This window comes from Larkinella insperata (genome assembly GCF_026248825.1).
Classification (GTDB): domain Bacteria; phylum Bacteroidota; class Bacteroidia; order Cytophagales; family Spirosomataceae; genus Larkinella; species Larkinella insperata.
This window is the reverse complement of sequence record NZ_CP110973.1, coordinates 5,429,955-5,454,719: the sequence shown is the minus strand read 5'-3', so window position 1 is coordinate 5,454,719 and position 24,765 is coordinate 5,429,955. Positions and strand designations below refer to the sequence as shown.

Here is a 24,765-nt window from a genome sequence, read left to right as displayed (position 1 = left end):
TTAGTTCTTCTTGGCAGATTCCCATTCCATCCGCAGGCGCTGGCTTCCACTGACCCGGTACTCGCAGTACCGGTCCGCTTTTTTGACGGGCTCGAGGGCGGGACTGTCGGGCGCATCCTCGTCGTAAAGCTGCACGGTGGGCATGGACCGGCTTTTGGCGATGAGCCGTACCTGACACGTACAGTCGGAAGTACCCGCCAGCCGCACCACAACGTAGCCCTTGTTTTTCTCCGTGAATTCGTACTCGGCGTGGTAGATCGGGTAGTCCGAGAAGATAATGACCGGGATGTTTTGGAATTGTTTGTAGGCATTGGTTGTCAGGATGTAGGGCATCGCTCCGCCGTACACTTCCTGGCCCACCTCACCGGCTTGTTTCCAGCCGATGGAGATATCTTCCAGCGGAATGGGCAGCTCCCGGATCAGGCGGCCTTCGCGCGGTTGCTGACAAACCATCTCTTCCGGCAGTTCGGACGGGAAATAAAACCGCCCCCGATGCAGAAGGTATTTAAAATACTCCGAGAACATCATCCGGACGGTTTCGGGCACGTCCGGACCCACCTCCTTGAGAAAGCTGAGCATGGTAGCAAAGATTTCCGCTTCCTCGTAGGCTGCCACATAAGGGGCATTTTTCAGCGGAGCTACCCCCATGAATATGCTCCGGTTCTGTCCATAGCCGAAATTACACTCCCAGATCCACAACCGGGCCAGTACGTTGGCAATGCTTAGCCGGCTTTGATCGAAATACAGCCGGTTGCCGGTGATTTTCCATAGCTTGGCCAGCGTCAGGGCGCTCATGATGGTGATGTTGCTCTGGTAGAGCAGCTCGAAGCCTTTGCCCTTCAAGCGCTCGGCGGAAGCCATGGCTTCATTCAGGTAACGCGGATCGCGGGTGAGCTCATAAGCTTGCACCATCACGTGCGTGTACAGACCGGCCACGTCCAGTTCACCGCCCTGGCCCTCGGCGGTTTCGGCCTTGATGATGTCCAGCGTCCGGATGTCGTAAAAAACCGGCCAGTCGTAGTTGAAGTGGTGGCCGGCTTTAATAACATACTCCAGCGAGCCGAACAAGAGATCTTTGGCCTCCGGGTTGCCTTTTTCGGCCAGCCGACCGAGGTTCAACAGCGTGTGCAGCAGATACCAGGAGTCGACTTTGTTGTGATCCTGTTCTTCGCTCCGTTCTTCTTCTTTGAAGATACCGCCCGGCAGCCACCGCATGATTGTTTCGTGTTTCTCGTCGTAGAAAGAGGGTAGGTTTTTCTGGAGTTGCTCAACGAGGGAGACGGTTTGACCGAGCCATTCCTGGTATTCCCAGAGCGGCACCAGGATGGCCAGCTGGACCATGCTTTCGGGCGGTTTCTGGGTGGAGTCGACGTAGGCGTTGACGTAATAATGTTTCTGAATCCGGCGGCCACAATGGGGCGATTCGGTCAGGGCTTCGATGGTGATTTCTGCTGCTTTGGGCCAATCGTAATACTCGGTTTCGGGCTTGGGCAGCAGTCGGTAAACCCGGCCAATGGCTTCCAGAAACTGGTCGGCTGCCTGAAATTCGGTTTTGGGAACGGTCGGAATCAGGTAAATGTAAGCGTCCGACAAAACGATTTCTTGGCCGGCTTCCAGAGGCTGATTGGACGACGGAAGGGCAAACCCAACTTCCGGCCATTGCACCGTTACCGTACTGGATGGCTCGGTTTGGGTCATCTGACAGTAATCCGACAAGGCCGTAAAATTCTGAAAATAGAAAACCGAGCATTCCGTCGGCTCGACCAGAGACAAGTAAGCGAGCCCGGAAGTGGGTCCGCTCTGGGTTACGTACACCATGCCCTCGGTCGTGAAGGGGTTGTAATCATTGTCCAGCAGGTAGAGGTCCCGGGGAAAAGCCTGGACCGTGAAGGGTTGGGCCGGTTTTAAGGAGGTGGTGTAGTGCAGCAGGGTTTTATCGGAATGTGGGCATTCGATTTTAACCCCGAATGTTCCCAAAGAGCCCTGAATCTGGTATTCGACGCCGTTTTTTGTTGTCCGGACTTTTTTGAATTTCTGAACAAGCTGGGGATCAAAACAGGTTCGGATGGCTAATTTCCCGGCTCCGCCCCACTCACTGATCAGCCACAGGGAATTGGCCGTCAGACAAATTTCCAGGGTGCCAGCTTCCATGGGAAGATCGAGCGTTTCCCGGTGAGCAGCTTGTTTGAATTGTTCATCAAGCCCCATGACCCACTGGGAGGTTTCGTGCGTTTTCGTAAACGGTTGCCAGTAGGTTGGGCTGTTGTAGGGTTTTGTAGGCATATTCACTTATTTTGCTCATTGGTGCTTTTGGTAAAGCGTTAACCACCATTACCGCTATACGCGCTGGTCAACTATGAAAAAATAAGGTAACGGCACCTGCTCCTGATGAAAAACCAATCTGCCGAAATGCCCCGATTAGAAACCTTTTTTGAGGAATCACTTACCAATCAAAGGTGATTAAGGCTTTGTATTTAATAGCGGGAAAGTTCCAGCCAACCCTGCTTCCCCCCGAACTTATTCGCCAGTCTGCGAATCGGGGGCGTCAACCGGTTTGGATTCGGGCGAACCCTTTTGCCGCAGGAAAATCGACAACACAACAATGGAAAGCACCGACAAGAACTCACTCTGCCAGTTTTGCAGCGACTGAAACCAGAACTCGTTGGTTGCCATAAATTCCCACACCGTCAGCGTTTCGCTTTTGCCCTTCAGCATCTGTTCGGTGTTGTACTGGCTGGCTCCGCCGATGGCGTGCAGAATGAAAGACAGAAGAAACAGTAGGAAGAAACCAAGGCTCAGGGAGTTCTGATACAGTTTGAGCACCCAGCCCCCCCGCCGAACGGGCCAGGGCGCCCCCGGCCGGCTCGGCGACGGCTTGCGGTCGACTTCCTCATCCTGGTCAGGGTCTTTCGATTCGGAGGAGCCTTTTTGGTAGAGAAAAACCGTGAAGAGCACATAGAGCCCCATTTGCAGAAATTCACTTTCCCAGTTTTCAAAAACAGACTCTATGCAGTGCCCACTAGTTAGGTAATCCGTAAAGGATAGGGTGGCCCGCCCATAGTCTTTTAACTCATCGTTAAAGTCGTGCCAGCCCGTCCACAGGTTGCCGCCCAGCGTTAGGAGCGTAATGACCAGGAGGGTCAATGAAAGGCTGTTTTCGCGCAGTATTTTTTTCATAGCGAGAGGAACGTACTAAAATAGCTGCACTACTAACTCCTTTTGCCGAACGGTTGTTTGCTACGAAACCCCTCTAAAAAAAGAACGGTTAACCGTTGGGGCGGTTAACCGTTCTTCTGGGCAGTAAGTCGAATCCGATTTAGTTACCAACCATAAATACCGCGTTGCCGAACAGGAGCTTGCCATTGTACCAGAAGCCCCGGAACAGCGGATCGTCCATGATGTAGACGACGCTGCCTTTGCCCAAATCCTGCACACCGTACAGCAGGGTGTTGTTGAGCTTGGCTTTGGCCGATCGGCCCACAAAACCCGCCAGGTAGTTGTCTTTCCGCAGGTAGCCGACATTCCAGCCGTCTCTCAGAAAATCGTAATCATACACATTCTGCACCAGGGCATTGTATCCGTTGGTGTAGCCGAAGGCCAGGGGGTGGGTGCGGTCGAGATCAACGCGGTAGACACTGCCCGGGGTCTCTTCGGAAATGGCTTCGCGTTCACGTTCGCCATACTGGCGCAGGGTTTCTTCAACTTCCGGTTTTTTGTCCGATTTCTCTCTTTTCGCTTCCGGCTTTTCGTCTTTCCGTTTCAGGCCAAAATCGGGTTTGTCCACAAAAAAGCCCGTGGCCCGTTCCATCACGATCAGCTTGCCGCCGGCCTGCACCCAGTCTTTGAGTTTCGCCAGGGTCCGGTCGTTCATAATTTTTCCGTAGTTGTAGCCCTGCGGCATAATCAAAACGTCGATACCGGCCAGGGAGCTACCGGGAAGGGCATTCCCGTCGATCAGCGTCAGCGGGTATTCCAGATCCTGGTCGAAGTAATGCCAGACTTCGCCCAGCGAGGTGGGGGTGGTCACATCACCGGCAATGACCGCAACCCGCGGATTCTTCAGCGAAAAAACGCTGCCCGAGCCAAAATCAGCCCCTTCCGCTACAAAACCCGTAGTGGCCGGAATCAGCCGAATGCCGCGTTTGACGGCTTCCTGCTGCACAATCTGGTGAAACCGTTCGCCCAGCCGTTCGTTGCCCGCACGGGTGACAATGAGCGTTCCGGGGTCAAAACTCTGGTTATCCTGCTTAAACGTCCGTTCGGCCACCCGCACCCGGACTTTGTTTTTCAGCAATCCGGCCAGAAACTGCACATCCTGCGCCGACTGCCAGCGGACCAGGTACGCATACGGTTTTGGTCCGTTAGCGGGCAAATTAGTTGGTGAAGCGGCTGCCGCGGCTGGGTGGGGGGCGGGGTTCAGCCGATCTCTTACCCCGTAGGCTTTCAGACCATACGCGTACGGTATGGACCAGGAGGTAATGTCGTAAGTCACCGAATCTTCCAGCGACGACTGAGGCTCGAAGAGAATTTTAAGAAGCGTCGATTTCGGTTGGTAGGCACTAATGACCAGGTCGTTGCTTTCCACCGTGACCGGTTCGTTTTTCTGCGACTGGTAACTAAAACCCGTTAGTTTCTGGGATTTTCCGGCCAGGCCGTAGCGGATGAGGTTGTTGTCGAGTAGCTTCCGCAGTGCCTTGATCCGACCCTCATCGTTGGCGGTTTTGATCACGTAGCTCTTAAACTCGCCCACGGGACTGTTTTGGGCTTTCTGGAAAAAGCTGTTGAAGTTTTTTACAACGTCCGCCGGACGGTCGGCAACTGACTCGAGGGTAGCAAAACTGGCCGCGTAGTGGTGGTCGATGCGTTCGCGGAGGGTGAGCGTATCGCCGTCATTTTTCTGATAGGCCAGTCCGGCGCGCCCGCCACCGCCCTGCTCGAAGGTCATACCGATGGCGCCGTTGTAGGTGGGCCAGGTGTCGCCGTAGCTCGGGTAAAAAAGGTCGAAGTTTTCGCGGGTGAAATACAGCCAACCGTTTTTGTCGAAATACCGGGTGCTGTACTGGCCGATAATCTGCTGAAATTCCCGTTGCCAGGGCGTGATGTCTTCGTGGTAGGGTTTGGCAGAGGGCGCAAAATAATAGGGGCTTTCGGGGCCCATTTCGTGGAAGTCGGCGTGCAGGTGCGGCATCCACTGCTGGTAGAGCGCCATGCGCTGCTGGGTGATCTCCTGCGTTTGCCAGGCCCAGTCGCGGTTGGGATCGAACAGGTAGTGGGTATACCGGCCGCTGGGCCAGGGTTCGCTGTGTTCGCGCGCCAGGGGACTTGGGTCGGGAGTCATGCCGCTCATCTGATTGTACCAATTCACGTAGCGGTCGTGGCCGTCGGGGTTCAGGCCCGGGTCAAGAATGACGACGGTATTGGCCAGAATTTTCTGGGAAACCGCGTTGGTGGGGTCCAGCAGGTCGTGCAGCACAAGCATAAAGGCTTCGGAGCTGATGGCTTCGTTGCCGTGAACATTATAACTCAGCCAGGCAATGGGCGGCAGGGCCGTGTTGTTGGAGGAGGAAGTTGCCGTACCCAGACCGATTTGGTTTAGGTGGGTGGTGCGAATTTCTTCCAGCCGATTCATATTTTTTTCCGAAGCCACCACTAGTGCCATCAGTTGACGGCCTTCATAGGTGGTACCGTAAGGCAATAATTTTACGCGGCTCGAAAAATTTTTTGCGACGGCTTCCGCGTAGGCCAGCACGCGGTGGTGGGGCGTAAAGCGCTTGCCGACGGGGTAGCCCAAAAATTGGTCTGGGTGTTGTAACGTATTCTGTGCAAGGCTGATGAAGGTTGTTAACAGACAAAGTCCAACCAGAAAAAGTCGTTTCATGCGGGGGGATAATGTAAAAATCAGGCAATCCCCAAAGGTAAAGCGAAAGCCGCAAAACCCCTCTATTTGAAAAAAAATCAATTTTTTTTGAGCAAAGATTTGCACCTATCAATATTGTCCGTATCTTTGCACCACAATTTCAGAGACAGGGTTGGCCAACAAAGAGGGTCGCCCACTGAAAACCTGAATTTGGCCGATTCGTCTAGCGGTTAGGACGCGGCCCTTTCACGGCTGAAACACGGGTTCGATTCCCGTATCGGTCACGGTCAAATTCACGTAAAGCGCTATAAGTCAAAAGCTTATAGCGCTTTTTCGTTATAGCTACTGAAACATTACTGAAGCATTTTATTTTTTTCTGTATTTTTTTTGACTCGAACCTGAGTCCCCATTAGTCTCTTCACCAAGGCAATAAGGTAAGATCCTGATTGTCAAATCCATTAAGCTTTTACCGAACAACCGGTCCTTTGCTGATCCCTGCACTGCTGAGGAGCTGGGATTTTATTTAGCGGTTATTACTGTAGAATCTTGTCATGAATTGGCGAGAGTCAATTAACTGCCTACTACATTAGTCCACTCAACTTTCTGACTGTCACCGCATGTTTTCTCGCACAGAAGCGCACCTATCCCGATCAGCTTGGATGAAGGGCTGTACGCATGGCAAGAGGCTTACTCTTCCTGTATTTATTCTCTGCTTATGCCACTAACTCCCTTTTATCTGAATCCATCCTAAAATTGACTTCTAATGGCCCACCTTCCGAAAATGCGCCGGGTCGGCGCGGGTTCTAAGCCTCCTGCCCATTCGGGTCGTACCAACAATGACCGGGAGTTTTACAAGTCCAACCGTTGGGCCAAAGCTTTACGCGCCTGGAGGAGCGATAACCCGCTTTGTGTTGAATGCGATAAGGAAGGCATTACGACTGATTGCAGTCCAGGCCTTGGCAGGGGAGTGACCGACCACATCATTCCCATCAACAACCATATTCTTCATTTTATCCTACAATCTTGCATTTTTTCATCTGCCTGTGTTACTTGCAGAAGTACTTAGAAAAACGATGCTACAACTTACTCCCCCCTGATGACAATTCTACGCTGACAGCCCCTCTGTCAGCCTGGTCATTCGACGCTTTTCAAGCGCCGGGGAGCTTACCTATTTATTTCTGATTATCTACGCCGATTGGCGAATCTGATGCTTGCTAGTGAATGAACCGCCTTTCTAACTTTTGCAGAGGTAGCTCAGCCCGTTAGCCAGAAGGCTGATTACTCAGCCGTTTAGACGCTTGCCGTATTTACCTGGCAACTACCTAAGCGGATTGGTTTATCAGGTAGACAAAAGAGCCGTTGGTCAGACTAGCAGCGCCACCAGAAATAAACAGATCAACAACCTTACCATACGTGGCTCCCCGGACAGCTGGAATAGCATCAGTGCTTTACAAACGAGCATTCGTAAATGATGTAATTCATAGTAATCTCTGTCTTAAAAATGATAAACGCTTTACTCATACTGGGCCTGTTAGGAGCCATGATCGCCATTACCTATCGTTTTTGCAGCAAGTGGCTGCTGTACCATGAAAAACTCAGGTACTTCGCTCAGGAGTACGAAAAAGCACTCAGCGGCAAGGATAAGAAACACGCCCGGGACTTAGGCCTTACTTATTACTCGGTCCTGCGCCGGGGGAGAGTCACCCAAGAAGATGTAGAATCAATTGAAGTTGACCTTGAACTAATGGAATAATCAGACGGAGCGTCAACCAGCCGCTAAGCCGCCAAGATGAACTTTTAAGTTACGTATAGAACGTATACTAACTTAAGTCACATACTTAGTTAAATATGAAGGCCAGTTAGTAACTTCGCTTCCCGACTGTTAGAAGAGTTGGTTACTATTTTTCTCTGTTCATATTTAATCAAGTACGTGATAATTGGTTTATGCGTGGTGGCCCTGCTGGTGGCCATGGCTTCCCTGACTTACAGGTATAGCCGACGGTCTATTACAAAGCGTGAGAAAATAAAGATTCTGGCCCATGAATACGAAAAAGCCTTACTGGACGGTGATCGGGAGTATGCCCAGACAGTAGGGCGGGCTTATTACTCTATTTTACGAGGAGGCAGGATGAGTAAAGAAGATGAAAAAGCCCTTGCCTTTGAGCTAGCGGTCATGTTTCGGTCGGCTTCTTAAGTTTAAGGCTAATTCCTGAAAGCGTTCCCTTGAAACTATAATAGGATTACTGTATACAGGTGGGTACCTGGGCAACGTCTAGCCAGTAGCGGCAGGTTACCTCGATAAAATGCTGTAGTTCGCTAAAGGTTGATGGCTTGGCCGTAAAGGCATTCGCCCCCGCCTGGTAGCTGTATGAAAGATCGTTACCGCTGCTGGATGCCGTCATGATGATGGTTGGAATTCTTGCTAAGCTGGCATTTTGCCTGATAAGGCTCAGGGTCGTTATACCATTCATTTTTGGCATCAACAGATCCAACAGAATCAAACCCGGCAGCGGCTTGCCCACATCAAGTAATCGCTCCAAAAGAGCTTGCCCGCTGAGGAAAGATTCCAGCCGGTTGGCAGGGCGCACTTCTTCAAACACGGTCTTGAAGGGTTTGTGGTAATCGGCATTATCATCAACGATGAACGTGCGCCTGGGAGTTTGAAAGGACATATTGCTGAAGGAAGTGGGTATTGGTAAAGGTAACCTTAAATACTGGGATACTAGCTTATTTTTATATTATCTTTTCAGTCCTATCGTATTAATAGACAAAAAGATGAACATGAGTAGGGGCTAAGACCTGACCGGAAGGACCAAACAATTGAGCCAAAATTCTGTTTCTTAGGTGCATGTAAAAGTTAGATAACATGCCAACACCATGTAATAAAGAGAAGTTATTTAAACTTTCTTACATATGAATTAAAGTTATCTAAGCTGGGTTACTTATCTAGCGGTTCAGAAAAGTTTGAAAAAAGATGGACGTTGCAACCGCGATTTGCTGAGCTTTTTCTTAGAACTGACCACTCTAGGTTTACGCTTGATAAGTCGTCTACACAATAACTACTACCTATGATGATTCCCATTATCCTGATTGCCGGGGTTGTCGGGGCTATTGCCTACGTTGTAGGTCGCTATTTGTCTGATTGCCTGGTGGATCACGAATTCAACATTCAGCTTTATGCTGATGAATACAAAGAGGCACTGGAGGAAGTAGATAAGGACTACGCCAGACTGGTCGGCAAGGCCTACTTTTCTGCTTTACGGCAGGGTCGGTTGACCCAGGAGGATAACGAGACAATTGCCGACGATCTTGCTGCGATGCATTAAAATAGCTCACATCGTCGCCCGATTGATCCCATCCAAACCCGTTTGAGGTTGGATGGGATTTTTATTTTTTGCCGAAAACAAATCCGGCTCATCTTGGCCGGATTTGTTTTTACCACGACACATCTTACGTACTTTAATAGTTTACGATAGATAAATCAGAAAATTACAGACAAAACGCAGAGAATTCCTGTCAATGCCAGTAGAAATAGTACGGCCCAAAATGTGTACCTCTGAACAATCGGTTGTGGGTTAGGCATAGGGCTATTGTAATATCGTTAGACCAATATAAGATTATTTAATACGGATACTTGAGAATGACTAGAGTTATTAAGCTGCTTAACTTGTCTGATAAATACTTTGTTTACGGCTTATTTTCGGATGTTTTGATAGCACAATGGTGACATGGAAGAATACTGATACTAACAAATTGGTATGTTTTATAAAATTAAAGGGGAGATTAATAAGGAAATTATTGGAATAACTCAATCATAGTAGCCTTACCATTCACTATTTAATAGAATAATTTAAAATAGTCTGATAATTCAGGTGATGACAAGTAGATAGCAACAAGGGGAATAATGGTTTTTAATGATTAAGAATTCAATAAAAATAAATGTTCGGTGGCTATGCCACCGAACATTGTCCCCATATATATAAGTGCCCTTTAAAACTTCCTCAGGACTAAAACAGCATAGGAAGCAAATCTTATGACTGGCCTTACATTGTGCACAAGAAGATTCGCTGGCTGTCCTTCACGTCATATCCTTTTCTTTCATCGTCAGAACCAAAGTCCTTCATCATCAATGCTGTTAGATATTGCTGGCAGTCGCTGGGATGGTATAACCAGGAGGCTATGAAACCTATTTGGTGCGGGTCACCCGGAAGAAGCCTTCGATCCGGTTTGTATTAATAAGCGCGTTTTCATCGCCCGGGCGCATTATGCCTGCTCTTCCAAGCTCGAACTTACCCGTTATCATTTCGCCTACGGTGCCAAATTGCGATACGGTGAATGTTCCCGGGCTAGGATGCAGGACCTTACCGATCCGGTAATAGTGCAGGTAAAGCAAGGAGCCTCCCTGATCGGATAGCTGAAACTGAGGACCTGCTTCACCTACCTGCCAAACCTCACTTACCCCGCCAATGGTGCCAAAGTCTCCACCTTCGGGGATATACGTAGAGGGGTTCAGTTGAGTAATGGTCACTCCGACGGGCTTCTGCGCGTCCATGCCACCGCCGACAATCATCAGCATGGGACCTTTGGGTGTAGGCAGGTATTGTGCTCCCAGGGCTACTTTGGTATTGATCCATTTTCCGCCGTTGATTCGGTAGGTGATGCCTTCATCGCCTACATAAATATTTGAAACCAACCAGAGCTCCTTGAAAGGCTTGCCTTCGTGTACGGTAGGTCCCTTGAGCTTAATGGTTACTGCCACCGGGTTTTTGGCTGGGGGCGTTGACGGAGCGTAATAAAGAGCCTTCCAAAGGGCGGGGCTTAATTGGCCCCCACCAGTTACTTTCCAACTCGTATAGTCAACGACCGTCGAGGGGGCCTCATAGGGTTCTGGTACATCGGCGTCCTCGACCAGCGGAACCGTCACATCCCCGTCTAACAGTTGCACCTCCAGTCCCATATTACCCCCGGGTTTTACGAAGCCTATAGAGGGGTTGAGATGCGCCCGTTGCAACAATGCCCAATCACTAAAATGGGTTGTTTCCACGCTGACGGTATGGGTAGTGGTATCAACCCGGCCCTTTGCCGCTATTCGCCACACCCCCTTATCGGTTTGGTACGCCAGGGCCAGCGCCTGGGCTACGGTGCCGTCTAATTGGGCGGGAGAGTAGTTAACCCGGATGGTAATAGGCTTTTTGAAGGTAACGCCGTGAGGAGATAGCCGGAAGCCGGTTCCTAACGCCTGCGGGCCGGTACTGGCGATGGGCTGGATGCGGAAGGGCTGGCTGGTCTCGACGGCTCCCGCTGGTACCTGAATCGTCAGGCGCTGATCGGCTGAGGTCAGCGTGCCGCCTTGGGGGCCAATGGTGGCTGTGATGGCCTGACCAAGCAGTTTGCCAACGGGACATACTTTGCCCGGTCGATTCTGCGGTTTTTCAACGACCGGGTCGTCAATTGGGACCGAGGGGCTGGGAACGTCAATTTCCTTCTTACAGGCCACAAATCCGGTCGCAATCATCAGGCTTAACAGGAAGCAGAGCCCCCGTCGGATGTACAGTTTATTCATGGTTTCTTTGTCGTTGTTGTTTACGCTGACAAAGTTGACCTGCTGTTTACCTTTGCCAAATAGTGACTCCCATGAAACGACAAAAGCCGCTGGTGAAGCGGCTTTTCAAGCGGTTGCGGCAACTGCAAAGAAGGACCCAGGAAAAGTCGGAAAGCTGTTTTATTCTACTTCGATTAAAATTTGAACCTGGCGACTGGTCAGGTCTACTAGCCGCCAGGTTCAAACGCCTACCTTTAAGGTGCTTTAACTACCTTAATGGTTTTGGCCCTCCGGCCCTCGCCCACTCGCAGGATATAAGCACCCGCTCCCAACTGGCTGCCCACAGGCACCACCTGCTTATTGCCCGTTGTCATGCCCTGCCATACCCTCCGGCCCAAAAGATCATACAACCCCACGGGCTGAGCACTGGACTGAGCCCCTTTTGACTCAATGGTGAACGACTCGGTGAAGGGGTTGGGGAACACCTTCACGCTTTTGGAATCCAGTTCTCCCTCAGCCGATAGACGCATAGATTGGCGCGAGTAAACCTCAAATCGGACCGTTAAGGGAATGCCTGCGGTGCCAGTTCCATTGGGACCCGAGTAGGGCGTGGCCGTTAGCGTATAGTTGCCCACTTCCTTCCGACGCCCTTTGTAGTCACCATTGTTGTCTCCATATAGCGCGTAGGGGGCGCCATTCTCAACCTGGGTATGGTTATGCTGTCCACTTATCTGAATGATCACTGAGCCAACGGTTGCAGGGTTGGTCACAGCCTGGATGTTGTAGGCCTCACCGGATTGAGGGCGGGGGAGAGACATTCTAAAACCATCATTGATGTAGAAGCCAGCTTCATTGGTAAGCGGATCGATCAACCGAAAATGATCCACCCGGATGTGGTCGACCACCGTGAAGCTAATTGTAACGGGATTGCCCGCCGTGCCGGTTCCATTCGGGCCGGAGTAGGGCGTAGCCGTTAACGTGTAGCTGCCCACGGCCGGGGTCCAGCCTCGGAAATTACCTCCATCATCCTTGAAGAGGGCATAGGGGGCGGCATTCTCAATCTGGGTTAGCGTCTGTCGACCGCTCAGTTGGAACACCACCGAACCGACGCTGGCCGGGGTGGTTAAAGCTTGGATGTTGAGTTTACGGGTGGGAAAACCCTTCAGGTTTAGTTCAATAACGGGGGGATTGTCTCGCTGCGGGCCCAGATCCTGGATCGTCGTATCCCGATCGGCATCGATCAGAAACAGGCTCGTAATAGCCAGTGGCTGCGCATTCTGGCTGACCTTGCGAATGCGATGATTGCCTGAGTCGGAAAACAAAAGGTTGCCCATTTTGTCAATGATTGCTTCAACAGGCGAGCCAAGCAGGGCACTGGTCGGGTTTCCTCCGTCGCCATTGTATCCAGGTTTACCAGTGCCCGCTACCGTAGTAATCATCCCATTAAGGTCGACCTTGCGAACCCGTAAGTTGCCTAAATCACAGATGTATAAATTGCCCTGTTCATCAAAAGCCAAGCCCCGTGGGAACTCTAGACTAGCCTGGAGCGCTGGTTTTCCATCGCCATTGTAGTCCTTGCTACCATTACCCGCCACAGTAGTAATGATGCCCTGGCTGTCAACCTTTCTAACACGGTAATTCCAGGAATCAGCAATATAGAGGTTGTCCTGGGCGTCAAAGGTGATGGATAGGGGGTTAAAGAGATGGGCCTCTGTGGCGGGTCCACCATCTCCGCTGAACTGGCCAATTGACTCTCCCACTCCGGCCACGGTGGTGATGATTCCATTAGCATCGATCTTGCGAATGCATTGATTAAAAGAGTCCGCGATGTAGAGGGTACCCTTGCTGTCGATAGCAATATCCCTTGGGTCTTCCAGTAAAGCCTGCGTAGCCGGACCCCCATCACCACTAAATCCCGATTCAGTACTGCCAGCGATGGTAGTGATGATGCCCTGGGTGTCGATCTTGCGAATCCGATTGTTGTCAGCAAAATAGACATTCCCTTGAGCGTCTTGAGCCAACCCATTTGGGTTTATCAATCCCGCCTGCGTGGCTGGCCCCCCATCCCCGATGGTGGTTCCCTCTTCCCAATCCCGTCCGGCAATGGTGGTGATGATGCCATTGGAAGAAATTTTACGAATCCGGGTGTTTCCTGAATCAATAAATAAAAGGTCGCCTTGCAGGCCCAACGCCACGCTGTTGGGATTGCTGAGCAGGGCATTTATGGCGGGACCACCGTCTCCACCAAATCCCTGCTCACCCGTGCCGGCAATGGTGGAAATAGCTTGGGCTTCCAATTGATGTGACGGTAAGCCGAGCATGAAGCTCAGCCCTATTAACCATAGGGCTGAGCGTAGCCTATGGGAGAGGTTGAGATTACAAGTCATAAAGGAAGGGAGTAAGAATGAACTACAAAATGAATTTCTTTAAAAAGGGAAGTCAGGATATAATCCATTTTGATTGCAAGAAGACATGCCTCAGCTATGCTGAAAAATGAATTAATCCTTGCCGCTTAAAAGCGGCAAGGATCATGGAATCTTAAAAGGCAATCATGGCGTTTTTAGCAACTTGATGGTCTGGGCCTTTTCACCTTCACCCACCCGTAGGATATAAGCACCCGCTCCCAGCTGGTGGCCCACAGGCACCACCTGCTTATCGCCCGTTGTCACGCCCTGCCATACCCTCCGTCCCAAGAGATCATACAACCCCACGGGCTGAGCCCCTTTGGACTCAATGGTTAATGACTCGGTGAAGGGGTTAGGAAAGACGCGGATCGAACCCGGTTCAGACTCGGCATCCGCAGCCAGCCGGGCCTGGGGTACTTCCGAGACGACCTGGAAGCGGATAGTTTTGGCAATGCCTGCCTTACCTGTGCCGTTTGGACCCGCATAGGGTGTAGCCGTTAACGTATAGGAGCCAGGCTTGGGCTTCCAGGGGCGGTAGTTGCCCCCATCATCCTTGAAGATGGCATAAGGCGCTTCATTCTCAATCTGGGTTAGCGTCTGGGTGCCCCCAAGCTGAAAGACGACTGAACCAACCGAAGCCGGAGTGGTTAGGGCCTGAATGTTAAAATTTGGTGAGTAGCTGTAAAGTCTTATTACATCATTGTCGGTTATATCCGTATAATTTCGGTCCTGATCGGCGTCGATCAACCGAAACCTTTCGACGACAAGCTGATCTACCACGGTAAAGTTAACCTTATAGGGTGTACCGGCCGTACCTGTGCCGTTAGGACCCGAGTAGGGGGTGGCAACCAGCGCATAACTGCCTGGCACCGGAGTCCAGTTCTTAAAATCCCCGTTGTTATCCTCAAACAAGGCATAAGGCGCTGAATTCTCAATATGGGTGCGCGACTGGGCACCACTCAGCTCAAAGACAATTGAACCAGGAGCCGTTGTATTGATATTTGCTCTGATGTTGAGCTTTCTAGTAGGGAAGTTTGCCAGATTGATCTCTGTACCTTGCGTACCTTCTTCCTCCAGGGGCCTGATCACCTGATCGGTTTCTGCATTAATTATATCAAAGGTAGTGACCGCCGTAGGCTCCAGTTCATAAAAGGCGATAGTCACCGAGCCATTCTGGAGCTGAGTGCCCCGCGTAGTACCCGGAGTGACGGTTGTCACCGTACCCGAGGGGTTAACGTAGGAGTAACCTCCCTGGCTGTAGTAGAACTCTGGCTGACTGCCTTCGCCACCCCCGCCTTTGCCGCCCCCGTAACCTCCGCCCCCGCCGCCGCCAGAAGAACCACTCAAACCGGCTGCACCACCGCCCCCGAAGCCCGCCCCTCCATCGGCTGTATTGTTGTAGCTGTATCCCCCGGGACTGATCTCAAATAAACGGGCCTGTCCACCGCCGCCACCAGCTAGCCAGGGTTGGCCACCTTCACCCACTTCAGTAAATCCGCCTAATTCGCCAGGGCCATTGAGGCCACCGCCCCCGCCACCCCCTGAGTCACCAGCTCCACCTACCGAACCACCACCGCCCTGAAAGGGTGTTCCCAATCCTTGCCCCCCGCCACCGGGCCGTTCATAACTACCGCCCCCGCCACCACCGGCGGCCACTAGCAAGGAGCGTGGACCGTAATATTCCTCCAGGCTCACGGCCGAACCGCCGCCCCCACCGCCGAAACTATCCCCATAATAGCCAGTCGATGTACGTCCGGCCTGCCCCACGATGATGTAGAAAAAGCCTTCGGGTTGGGGGCGCACCCGAAAGGTGGCCTGGACCGTGGATCCACTACCGCCTTTTGTATCGTATTCCCCGCCAGTCCCCCCGCCGTCGGCTCCACGGGCAGTGATGGTAACCAGGAAGGAGTTACCATCGGGGTAGCCTTGAAATGGGATGGGCACGATATAGATGCCCGGGTTAGTAAAAGTCTGTGGGGGGTACAAGGGCTTCTGGGCGTTCGTTGAAAAGCAGGCCACCACCAAGAGTAGCCATAATGTAAAAAGGTGTTTCATAATTAAAATCTGGATGGGGTGAAAAATTAAATAAATTGTTTACTAACGGACTTGTTGGTATGGTGCAGTAAATTATTGATTTATTAACATATTTAGTCCGGGTAAATTACCCGAATTAGGGAACGGGACATTGCAGGTCAGAAATACAAAACGCCCGATGTGGACACCGGACGTTTTGCCTACGCCTTACCTTATACGTTAAAGAACTACTCAAAGACCGCATCCTTGTCCAGATCTAAAGCTGGCCAGTTACCGCTGGGTCGTTGCCAAAATGGTGTGGCCTAGCGCTGAGCGGATGTCATCGATGGAAATGTTCCTGGTTTCTTTCATGCGACGACGGGCCTTGTCAGTAAAACTATGCCGGGTCGTGTGAAACGTCAGCCGACTTTCAATACCGTTCTTCTCAGCCAGCAACTTCAGATTCCGGTTGATAGTACCAGGCAAGCCGTAATCTTGTTGTAGAGTGCGGCTTCATCTTGCCGACTCATTTTGGTCTTTTCAACCTGAGTAACATACTTGGTATAAGGCGCGTCATTGACACGCGTTCCGAATAGATAGGCATAGCTGGGCCGCTTGTCGATCTGTGAATCATAGAACCTGCGCAGAATAGCCCAGTCACCCTCGTTAAGCTTCAGGCTCATTTACTTGCCGGTCTTATCCATCTCGTACACCAGGCGGTTATTTTTAACGTCGAGGTAACCCACCTGAGCTGAATGATATCGCCAACCCGCATGCCTGCTTTTCGATAGGAGAATAGATAAAGCCCCTTGGCCCGGTAGAGCCAGAGCGATTTTATAAGTACTATCAAGCATGAGAAAAGAATTCCTATCTCTTGTTCTAGAGATAGGAAAAACAACCGGATCAAGTTAATTCGGTTGTCTTCTTGCCCATTGCCTAACTTTCATACAATGGAAGTACAAAAACAATTTTTAGCCTTAGGAGCCTCCGTATCGTAAATGTCAACTTAAAGGTTACTCGTAGTGCTTACATAAGATTAGGGTAGGAATGGGCAATAAAATTTTCATGATCATTTTATCAGACACTATTTCTTACACACGTTCAAAGCACGAATAAAAGTAATAACACCTTCAGAGATAAAACTTAAAAGAAGATCTGCTAAAATTAAGGAAATCTGATAATTCGGTGTAATTTTAGTTAGAAATACTCTAATCCAGGTGTCAATTTAAATCAATGAAACCATGAAGCTTATCTACGTGATAGGTGCAACAACTACTCTAGTATTGCTTATTTTTCCGCTTCTTCTCTATCGTATATCGCTTTTAGCACGTTGTCCCCGCTGTAAACAGCAAAATACCTTACAGCGTCAACCCAGGCCGGCTTCTGTAAAGCTGTTGTTCTTTTATCTGCCAACTCACTATTATAAATGCATGTATTGCCTAAAACGATTTGTTCAAGTAAAGCTTTTAGCTGTTGAGTAGCAATATGGACAAAAAGATTCCAAATTCGCGCGAATTTGGAATCTTTCAGTGACAAGTAAACAGGATTAGTACTCCTAAGGTGGAAACTCTGTTTTTATTTTTTTAAAGCATGTACCTTTTCAATACAATCCGGTTTCGATGGATTGCATCGTCACTTTATCGGATTGCCTTTCAATAGCCTGCTCAATTGCATCTGGCAGGTTGCTTAGTAGATCATAGCCCGTTTGCTTTTCAATTTCATCGACACTGACCCGGTAGTTATTCCAAGGTTGCTCACCAGCTGCATTGGTATTGGGTATCCAAACCGCAATAACGCGCGTTTGGGCATTGATTCGGCTTAAATCGTTAGTACCTACGGGTAGCACAACCACCACCTTCCAAAGTGCCGCCGGGACACTGATTTTGCCGTCGGCAATCGTGTTAACCCGGCCGGTGTCACCCGTACTCCCTTTGCCATACGTTCCGGCAATAATGTAGGCTTCATTGCCTTCATCGATAAGCCTGCGGGTATAAGCTTCCAACTGATTCCAGCAATTGCGGTTAAACTTGGGTGCCTGAGGAACGATGTTGGTAAGTATAAAGGTAGTCCGGTTTTCTTCGGCGGTAGAATCCCGGTCATCAGAAGGACAGAGGTGGCCCCGGTCGAAGCCGCTGTTGAGGTAATCATTGTGGCGTACCTGGTAGTAACCAGCAGGCAGGGCTTGATCCGGGATGAAGCTGCCCGCATAACGTTTAGCCGAACCTTTCCAGGCGGCCGAACTGTGCCAGCTTACCCAGTTGGCTAGGGCCGTGCTGCGGTTGTAACTGAGCGAATAGGTCGCTCGCTCGATGAGGTAATTGTTTTCCTGAGTGCTGCTAGCTGCCGAAGGATTGCCCAAAGCCAAGTGGGCATCGCGGGTGGGAGTGGAGAAGCTAGGTTTGGGTTGAGTAACTTTCTGACAGGCAACAAGTGCCAGCAGCAAAAAAGTGGCAATAAAAAGACATGAAATGATTCGACTCATCAGGGTGACCGGGCAGGCTGGATTGAAATTTCGCTTACTGGATTTTGGGTTTTGCTACGTGATAACCCAGTATATCAAAATCATTTTTTGCCTGCAGCAGATCAATGCCTAATGAACCCGGCCCTTCATCGGGCGAATTTATTTTCACAAGCTCACCAAGTTCGCTTAGTACATCGGCTGGAAGTCGGGAGAAGTCATCTTCACGACCGTACGGAAGGACCAGATACCAGTCTGGTTGATTTTGAGATTGGTAGATATATGTAACCATGATTTTCAAGGTTTCGGTTACTTTAAAACTACCAATATTCGGAAGTGTTTAACTTAAAAGATATAGGATCAGTATTCTGTTAGCAGCAATTCAAACTATTCCAAAATACGGCGGACCAATTCCCGACGATCTAGTGAAGTAACCTTATGCTAGGAAAAGTACTCTGACACGATTAACCCAATTTGCTGGCATTATTTACCCTCTTCGCGCTGGGCATCAGCCTCTCTTGTTTTCAGTCTGGGTAAAGTAAGCAATGCCAGCAAACGGATTGAAGAATAACGAATACTCTATTTTCTGATTATCAAGACAGTCGAGCGATGAGACTTGTGGGCTTTGAAAGCATTTCTCAAATGCTGTCGGTAAGGTCCTGGCAACTGACAAACATTCCAATTGCAGATAAGTGTTGATTTTACAACCGGATAGTCACATTATAAGGGTATCTATATACGTTTTCAGAATGAAAAAAGATAACACTATTTTTCATATGAGAATGAAGCGTGTCCTTAGTAGAGTACAATTATTGCATATTTAATCTCTTTTTAGTCGTGTTCTAACAGAAAACTATAGAGTTTTTGCTGAAATACCATAACTGATAACTTGGGAAATATCCATTAAAATCTTATAGGGGTATAAACATTGACCTTTCACGGTAGATTGAAAAATTATTAAAAATATTTTCTAGAACTCTTAATAATAAGTTGTCTCCATTAATATGTGGATAAGGACTTTATTGTATTTAAGAAAACCTAATCTAAACGTGTGGATTTGGCGATCGGTTAAAGCTATGGTTTCTATTTTCGTTATCTACGAAGCCTTTTTACTGATTTGTGTTTGAGTTTTCTATAAACTCATGATTCAAACTACACGCTTTTCGTAGGTAAAGCGCAAATTTAGGTCTTTTCCGAATCAATAGCTTTAATTAAAAAGCCGAATTTGCTCTGATTGATTTAAATGTTCTTGATTTTTGAAGAGGTTTTAGGTAGACCTTTAGTAGCTTTTATTATGGCTTTTCTTCTAGAAAGAAAAAGAACAACTTCGTTGAAAGAAATTTAATTTCTTGATACCCTCTAACCGTATACTTAAAAGTGAGCCTAGCATCTAACTTTATAATGGTTTTTTCATAGGCCCTTCAGATGACAATCACACCGTAGGATAACGTCCTTTCAATCAAAGGCTAACTGCTTTTTGAAAGATTAGTTTTAATTTAAGGTAGCATCAGGAACGCTGGTTCTTGATAGCTTTAGGTAGGTATGACAAGCCCGGCGTTTTGACCGGGTTTTGTTTTTGAATGATCGAGGATGAAGACTATAGTCTTTGAAAGTTAATCTAAAAACTATGTTGACTCAGAAAGTTAACGTGTTAAAGCAGGATTGTTATCCACCTGATTAAAGGCATTTGTGTATCTTAAAAGATTATTTCCACGCTTTTATGTCCATTAGTAGATTTTAAAGGAAAACGCCAGCGCCTTGGTTGACGATGTTATCTTATGGTCAATAATGGAAGTGCTAGTTAGCTATTTTCTATTTTTATATTCCCCCTGCAGAAATGTATTCACTACACGCGTTATTGCCATGATTTGGAAGATAGGTTTAGAATTATAACTACTTATCGGCAGTAGAGAATGGATCAAATGCCACTTTGTGGCCGACGTTGAACAGAATGTCACTACTCTTTTGGAAGCTTTAGGTAAATAAATACATAAAGATCCTGCAAGAACAGTTACTAAGCTAATAGGTTCATAGGTCACGTCGCTGGTTTATTGAAGGAGGATTATTGAAAAGGAACTAAACTTTTAAGTTGACTTAGCTGATGATTATTGCTTGTTATGATTGAAAGATAAGCTTAAAGTATTACATATACTTGTGGATTCATATTCTGATTTATGTTTATAATAACTTGAAAGTATTAAGTCGATTAATATTCAGGTAAATTCCTAGTAATTTTAAAGAATCGGTCATTTGATTGAACAATTGTTGTTGCATAAATATGGATAAAATCTATAATGTAAATTATTAATCTTAAGGCCATTTTAATGTTTTTTAATAAAATACGCGTTATGTAGTATAGTTTTTAATCCAAAGTTAAGAAGGACTTAATGTGTATGAGCGACATTGCATTCTCTATTGGTAATTTCTGTAAACGTGCTACTTGATATAGTTTTTATATCTCCATTAGGAGAATTACGAAAATATTCTATTTATGCCCCGGACTTTGTGCAGCAGCTAGAAACACTGAATTGCTTTGTCGCAACTGGCTCGCGCATACAATCCGCTCAGCTTACTGACCAAAATGGTAGGGTAACTGTTCTGCCGGTGGAAGCCTTTGATGGTAAGTCTTTCTATGAAGATTTGCTTCACCTGGAGAAGACTTACAAAAACGTGCTGAGTTTGTAGGGCGGCTATGAAAAAAGAGTGCGAAATTCTGGTTTCCAAGCGTTGGCTGTTCGAGCGTAGTACTTCGATTCACTTTTACAAGTTAACAGCATCGGCAGATTATTCTAGGGGTTTTTATGGTTTTAATCTATTTTTAATGTCTGTTAATCTTCGATTAGATATTTCATAGACAGGGTTTTGATTGGGAAAGAGAGTTACCTTTGTTACAGTCAACCACCGTAACTCAACTACCATCTCATGCGTTATGAAACTTCTACTACCAGTGAATGGACGTCTTGGGTCGTCTTAGTTCTTTTTGCTTTCACCGGACTGGCCTGTATTGCAAGCGTATTCGTGTGACTTGTTAGCAAGGGTAGTCTTTAGGCTACTCAATTTTACGGTTAACCCCAGGAGGCCTGTTGATGAGCGTGGCCAAGAGCTTCTGATCAATCAGGCTTCCATCCTTTTGAAAGACTTACGGTTTCTGATGGGATGTTTTTGACAAACTATGCAGGTGTTCAAATTTTGAATATGACAGTTATTAATTGGGTTTAGATTTCTCTGTTTTTATCAATAATAAAAAAGCAAGCTGCCTTTTCTTTATCGTTGTTGGTCTATTGACAAGCTTTTTCTACGTGATTTTTCTGGGTCTCTATAGCTCTTTTGATGCCTGGTACCTATAAATAAACACCGGGGTACGCCGTGATTCGGATCATAAAAGTCTAGTATAGGAAAAGCCGTAGCGTCTGGTCTTTCACTACGGCTGCTCTCACTCAAATAATACTGCAAAATTGTATTCCTGTTTCAAAGGCCTATTTCTTTACTAATTAAGCGTTGAGACGGGACCTTCTTTACGGATAATTCCGGCAGACCGCCTGGATACTTTAAACGGCTGATTGTTGACGTAACCTGTTTTGAAGTCATTTGACCATCCGGTGATGTGATCCGGCGAAACCAGGTTGCCCTTGCCAATGCGTAAAAAGTGCGGTAGACGCTCCTGCCAGTCCTTCAGGGTGCGAGACATGAGTACCTTGCTACCATCTTGGTAATGAAGATACGTGTAATTGCTAACTGAGGAGAGGTGGGTCAGCTCGGGTGTAATGAGCTTCTGCCATCTTGATTTATTCATCGTGCTGTAGTGTTAGTAACTTGATTTACCAGTTTACACTGAGTATTTGTTACTAAGGTAGTTGTTTTGTCTGATAATGTGATCAAATAATCGAATCAACGGTCTATTTGTGAGTATATGGATAAATTCTATAGCAAAGCTGAATTTAGCGTTCAATATCATTTGGTAACGTTGTGTATTGAACATTTACTCATATATACTGGCTGGCGTCAAGTTAATTATCTCCTTTTTTGCAGGGGAATATTTTCCAGGCCGGCCATTTGTGCAGGCAGACATTTTTGTGAAGTGACGCTATCTAGTTTCTTAGAACCATTGAGCGCCAGGATCGCTCAATAGGATGATAATGTCTGAGAAAAAGGTCCGCCGGTGAAATATGCAGTAATTTAATTCGTCCATTATGTCGATCCTGCACCGGTTGAGAACCGTTGTAGTTTTTGGCATTTCGTCCGCTTTGTTTGTGCTTAACGGCCTATCAGTTTTCCGCTTTCATATACCCTTAACAAGCAAAGCCGATAGCTGACAGTTGATGTCCGTCTGCCGACAACCAAATAGAAGGACTCGAAAACTTACGCTTCCATACAAAGGGCGTTTGAATCTTTGAAGGCTGTAGGTCTTTCTTCTGATGCGGATGGCCCCTGTCCGGCCGAGGAGCAGTTGATAACGTTGCATGGGTTTCGATGATTTTGTCATTAAGGACTATTTGGGCTGAGTAATTCTCGGGGTTCTTTCATTCTTGCTTGTAGAGGGTGCTTGAGACGCTGGGTAGCGTATAGGTCAACGCCAATAGCCGCTTCTCGTTGGTTAACTTCAGCCAGAGTAAGGGGCGGTTTTGGGTAATTCGCCTACCAGTAGCTGAAACTGCATCGGTTTTCCGGCTCTGACTGGCAAAGAAACGGTTTACTGCCGGTTCGTTTGACCAGAGCTGGGTGGAGCCTACAGGCTTTTCCCAAACCAATCTACTTCATGTATTACCCACGTCTTTTTTTAATGGTTTAAAAGGTTTGTGGGTTTGGTATAATTTATAAACCTAGCAGCGTTTCGTCAAATTTTGTGAAAAGGTCTGCCAGCGGTATTCGGCTTTGGGGTAGATTCTTCTTTCAGTAGTTTGCATGTAAATTGATCTTCGCTGGGCACGTTGGTCGCGGTCTTTTTTGATGGTGTTGTGCGACTGATTCACTAGCGATGAAAAATGCTCCTCGGGAATGCAAACGGAGTTAGCCCCGGCGCTTTTCTCGTCGTTAAAGAGTTACAGGAGAAAAAAGAGGGCTTCACCCTGCTGGCTATTAGGTGTATCACGCTGATGCACTCGCTAAAAGCCATGAATTTACCGGATGTAATTCACCAGTTTTTTGGGAAGTATGTGCCAAGTTGTACATTTGCTTTTAATCTTGTTTTAATTTCTATTTCTCTGATCTATCTATCGGACTACACTTGCCCGGCTTTGCAGGCCGGGCATTGCTGTTGGTATAGGTATCAAAGGTGAAAAATGGACCCCAATAGTTTATAATTGATGCACATAATGTGCCGGTGAGTGCATTATTAAAAAGCTTAATATAAAAAAACCGTAGCGTTTGGATTACGCTACGGCTGGCTACGAGTGGGTACTTCAAACTTGTATTAGTGTTTCATAGGCCATGATTTTTCTAACAGTGAAGCGTCGAGACCGGACCCTGTTTACGAAGAATTCCAGCCGCCCTTCTTGAAACTTTAAACGGCTGGTTGTTTATGTAACCGGTTGTGAAGTCATTTGACCATCCGGTGATGTGGTCCGGCGAAACCAGGTATTTTTTGCCGATGCGCAGAAAGTGCGGTAGGCGCTCCTGCCACTCTTTGAGCGTGCGTGACATGAGCTTTTTCGTGCCATCCTGGTAATGAAAATACGTGTAATTACTTTCAGAGGAGAGGTGGGTTAGCTCGGGCGTAATGAGTGCTTGCCATCTTGGTTTATTCATCGTGCTATAGTGTTAGTGAATTGGTTTACTAGTTTTTGCTGAGTATTTGTCACTAAATTAAATGTAATGTCTGGCAACGTGTACAAGTTATCGAGCCAACGGTCCAATTGTGATTATGTGGTTTAATTCTGTAGCAAATCTGTTGACAGAACCAAAAAGGGCATTTGTTGAGATTTTCTTCTGAATATATATTCATGTATGGTTGCTGATTATCAATTAGGTAAGGGCTAGCTGCTGGTAATTATTTTCCAGGTCAGTCAGCATTTTATTAACTATTTTTTTTGAAGCGCCTATTTTTACTTTCCATGCGATTCGCAAATGCCAAAATAGTTCAAGAAACGGTGGATGTCTGAGAAAGCGTCAGTTAGTAGAGTCACCGTTCTATTTCTACAGCGTATATTACCGAGATCGATTTCGGGTAAAAACTGAAACTTTCAGGCAAATTTTAAGTCAAGCAGAAATGGTGACGTAGATACAACAAATGAATTTGATCTGTCTAAACTAAATATTTGCACCCCATGTCTTATCTTTTACTAATACGATACTTAAATAGAAAAACTTTAGCTTATAGGTATCCTTATGCCAATTAGCACACCTGGTGAAAACCGGCCATTTTTCTGTATAGCCGACTCGTGACCTGTATTAAAAGAATCCACTGCTTTGACTGGCAAGTTGAACGGATAAATGAAATACCGTACTTTTCCCTTGGTTGGTAAGTCCATTTAAAGTACATTAGTACTTAAGT

At 47.6% G+C, this 24,765-nt stretch carries 16 protein-coding genes and 1 tRNA gene; 4 read left to right on the top strand and 13 right to left on the bottom strand.

Going from position 1 to position 24,765, the window contains the following annotated elements:
• The 3 genes from OQ371_RS21970 to OQ371_RS21960 form a co-directional block, all read right to left on the bottom strand.
• On the bottom strand, positions 1-2,283 hold the full coding sequence (locus OQ371_RS21970; RefSeq protein WP_265990476.1) for a hypothetical protein: 2,283 nt from the start codon (positions 2,281-2,283) through the stop codon (positions 1-3).
• 234 nt (positions 2,284-2,517) lie between these two features.
• Positions 2,518-3,177, bottom strand: coding sequence for a DUF6766 family protein (locus OQ371_RS21965; protein WP_265990475.1), 660 nt, complete (start codon positions 3,175-3,177; stop codon positions 2,518-2,520).
• Between the two features lie 139 nt (positions 3,178-3,316).
• The gene (locus OQ371_RS21960) at positions 3,317-5,878 is read right to left on the bottom strand and encodes a M14 family metallopeptidase (RefSeq protein ID WP_265990474.1); all 2,562 of its coding nucleotides are present in this window, start codon (positions 5,876-5,878) and stop codon (positions 3,317-3,319) included.
• 191 nt (positions 5,879-6,069) lie between these two features.
• Between OQ371_RS21960 and OQ371_RS21955 the strand changes: the two genes are divergently transcribed.
• The 3 genes from OQ371_RS21955 (at position 6,070) to OQ371_RS21945 (ending at position 8,051) form a co-directional block, all read left to right on the top strand.
• Positions 6,070-6,141: transfer RNA gene (locus OQ371_RS21955), tRNA-Glu, on the top strand.
• Positions 6,142-7,358: 1,217 nt separating this feature from the next.
• Entirely contained in the window at positions 7,359-7,610 is a 252-nt protein-coding gene (locus tag OQ371_RS21950; RefSeq protein WP_265990473.1) for a hypothetical protein, read from the top strand.
• A gap of 177 nt (positions 7,611-7,787) precedes the next feature.
• A complete protein-coding gene (locus OQ371_RS21945; protein ID WP_265990472.1) occupies positions 7,788-8,051 on the top strand; it encodes a hypothetical protein in 264 nt (87 codons plus the stop codon).
• Between the two features lie 46 nt (positions 8,052-8,097).
• Here OQ371_RS21945 and OQ371_RS21940 read toward each other — a convergent pair whose 3' ends face one another.
• Entirely contained in the window at positions 8,098-8,529 is a 432-nt protein-coding gene (locus OQ371_RS21940; RefSeq protein ID WP_265990471.1) for a response regulator, read from the bottom strand.
• A gap of 396 nt (positions 8,530-8,925) precedes the next feature.
• Between OQ371_RS21940 and OQ371_RS21935 the strand changes: the two genes are divergently transcribed.
• The gene (locus tag OQ371_RS21935) at positions 8,926-9,183 is read left to right on the top strand and encodes a hypothetical protein (RefSeq protein WP_265990470.1); all 258 of its coding nucleotides are present in this window, start codon (positions 8,926-8,928) and stop codon (positions 9,181-9,183) included.
• An 860-nt stretch (positions 9,184-10,043) separates the two neighbouring features.
• Here the strand turns inward: OQ371_RS21935 and OQ371_RS21930 are convergent.
• The 9 genes from OQ371_RS21930 to OQ371_RS21890 all read right to left on the bottom strand — a co-directional run bounded on the left by OQ371_RS21930 (position 10,044) and on the right by OQ371_RS21890 (position 24,020).
• Complete coding sequence (locus tag OQ371_RS21930; RefSeq protein ID WP_265990469.1) at positions 10,044-11,420, bottom strand: hypothetical protein; 1,377 nt, start codon at positions 11,418-11,420, stop codon at positions 10,044-10,046.
• 233 nt (positions 11,421-11,653) lie between these two features.
• On the bottom strand, positions 11,654-13,696 hold the full coding sequence (locus OQ371_RS21925; RefSeq protein ID WP_265990468.1) for an NHL domain-containing protein: 2,043 nt from the start codon (positions 13,694-13,696) through the stop codon (positions 11,654-11,656).
• 252 nt (positions 13,697-13,948) lie between these two features.
• The gene (locus tag OQ371_RS21920) at positions 13,949-15,859 is read right to left on the bottom strand and encodes a T9SS type A sorting domain-containing protein (RefSeq protein WP_265990467.1); all 1,911 of its coding nucleotides are present in this window, start codon (positions 15,857-15,859) and stop codon (positions 13,949-13,951) included.
• Positions 15,860-16,108: 249 nt separating this feature from the next.
• Entirely contained in the window at positions 16,109-16,303 is a 195-nt protein-coding gene (locus OQ371_RS21915) for a site-specific integrase (RefSeq protein WP_265990466.1), read from the bottom strand.
• 801 nt (positions 16,304-17,104) lie between these two features.
• Positions 17,105-17,353, bottom strand: coding sequence for a hypothetical protein (locus OQ371_RS21910; RefSeq protein WP_265990465.1), 249 nt, complete (start codon positions 17,351-17,353; stop codon positions 17,105-17,107).
• Between the two features lie 64 nt (positions 17,354-17,417).
• Positions 17,418-18,299 carry a DNA/RNA non-specific endonuclease gene (locus tag OQ371_RS21905; protein WP_265990464.1) on the bottom strand — a complete coding sequence of 294 codons (882 nt, stop codon included), beginning with the start codon at positions 18,297-18,299 and terminating at the stop codon, positions 17,418-17,420.
• Between the two features lie 34 nt (positions 18,300-18,333).
• Complete coding sequence (locus tag OQ371_RS21900) at positions 18,334-18,567, bottom strand: YcgL domain-containing protein (protein ID WP_265990463.1); 234 nt, start codon at positions 18,565-18,567, stop codon at positions 18,334-18,336.
• 3,195 nt (positions 18,568-21,762) lie between these two features.
• Positions 21,763-22,068 (bottom strand): LytTR family DNA-binding domain-containing protein, encoded by a 306-nt coding sequence (locus OQ371_RS21895; protein WP_265990462.1) that lies wholly within the window; start codon positions 22,066-22,068, stop codon positions 21,763-21,765.
• A 1,643-nt stretch (positions 22,069-23,711) separates the two neighbouring features.
• Positions 23,712-24,020 carry a LytTR family DNA-binding domain-containing protein gene (locus tag OQ371_RS21890; protein WP_265990461.1) on the bottom strand — a complete coding sequence of 103 codons (309 nt, stop codon included), beginning with the start codon at positions 24,018-24,020 and terminating at the stop codon, positions 23,712-23,714.
• Between the last annotated feature and the right edge of the window lie 745 nt (positions 24,021-24,765).

Bases quoted from the DNA above. Each gene is read 5' to 3' on its own strand.
- OQ371_RS21970 (WP_265990476.1), bottom strand. From the start codon at position 2,283: ATGCCTACAAAACCCTACAACAGCCCAACCTACTGGCAACCGTTTACG.
- OQ371_RS21965 (WP_265990475.1), bottom strand. From the start codon at position 3,177: ATGAAAAAAATACTGCGCGAAAACAGCCTTTCATTGACCCTCCTGGTC.
- OQ371_RS21960 (WP_265990474.1), bottom strand. From the start codon at position 5,878: ATGAAACGACTTTTTCTGGTTGGACTTTGTCTGTTAACAACCTTCATC.
- OQ371_RS21950 (WP_265990473.1), top strand. From the start codon at position 7,359: ATGATAAACGCTTTACTCATACTGGGCCTGTTAGGAGCCATGATCGCC.
- OQ371_RS21940 (WP_265990471.1), bottom strand. From the start codon at position 8,529: ATGTCCTTTCAAACTCCCAGGCGCACGTTCATCGTTGATGATAATGCC.
- OQ371_RS21935 (WP_265990470.1), top strand. From the start codon at position 8,926: ATGATGATTCCCATTATCCTGATTGCCGGGGTTGTCGGGGCTATTGCC.
- OQ371_RS21930 (WP_265990469.1), bottom strand. From the start codon at position 11,420: ATGAATAAACTGTACATCCGACGGGGGCTCTGCTTCCTGTTAAGCCTG.
- OQ371_RS21920 (WP_265990467.1), bottom strand. From the start codon at position 15,859: ATGAAACACCTTTTTACATTATGGCTACTCTTGGTGGTGGCCTGCTTT.
- OQ371_RS21905 (WP_265990464.1), bottom strand. From the start codon at position 18,299: ATGAGTCGAATCATTTCATGTCTTTTTATTGCCACTTTTTTGCTGCTG.
- OQ371_RS21900 (WP_265990463.1), bottom strand. From the start codon at position 18,567: ATGGTTACATATATCTACCAATCTCAAAATCAACCAGACTGGTATCTG.
- OQ371_RS21895 (WP_265990462.1), bottom strand. From the start codon at position 22,068: ATGAATAAATCAAGATGGCAGAAGCTCATTACACCCGAGCTGACCCAC.
- OQ371_RS21890 (WP_265990461.1), bottom strand. From the start codon at position 24,020: ATGAATAAACCAAGATGGCAAGCACTCATTACGCCCGAGCTAACCCAC.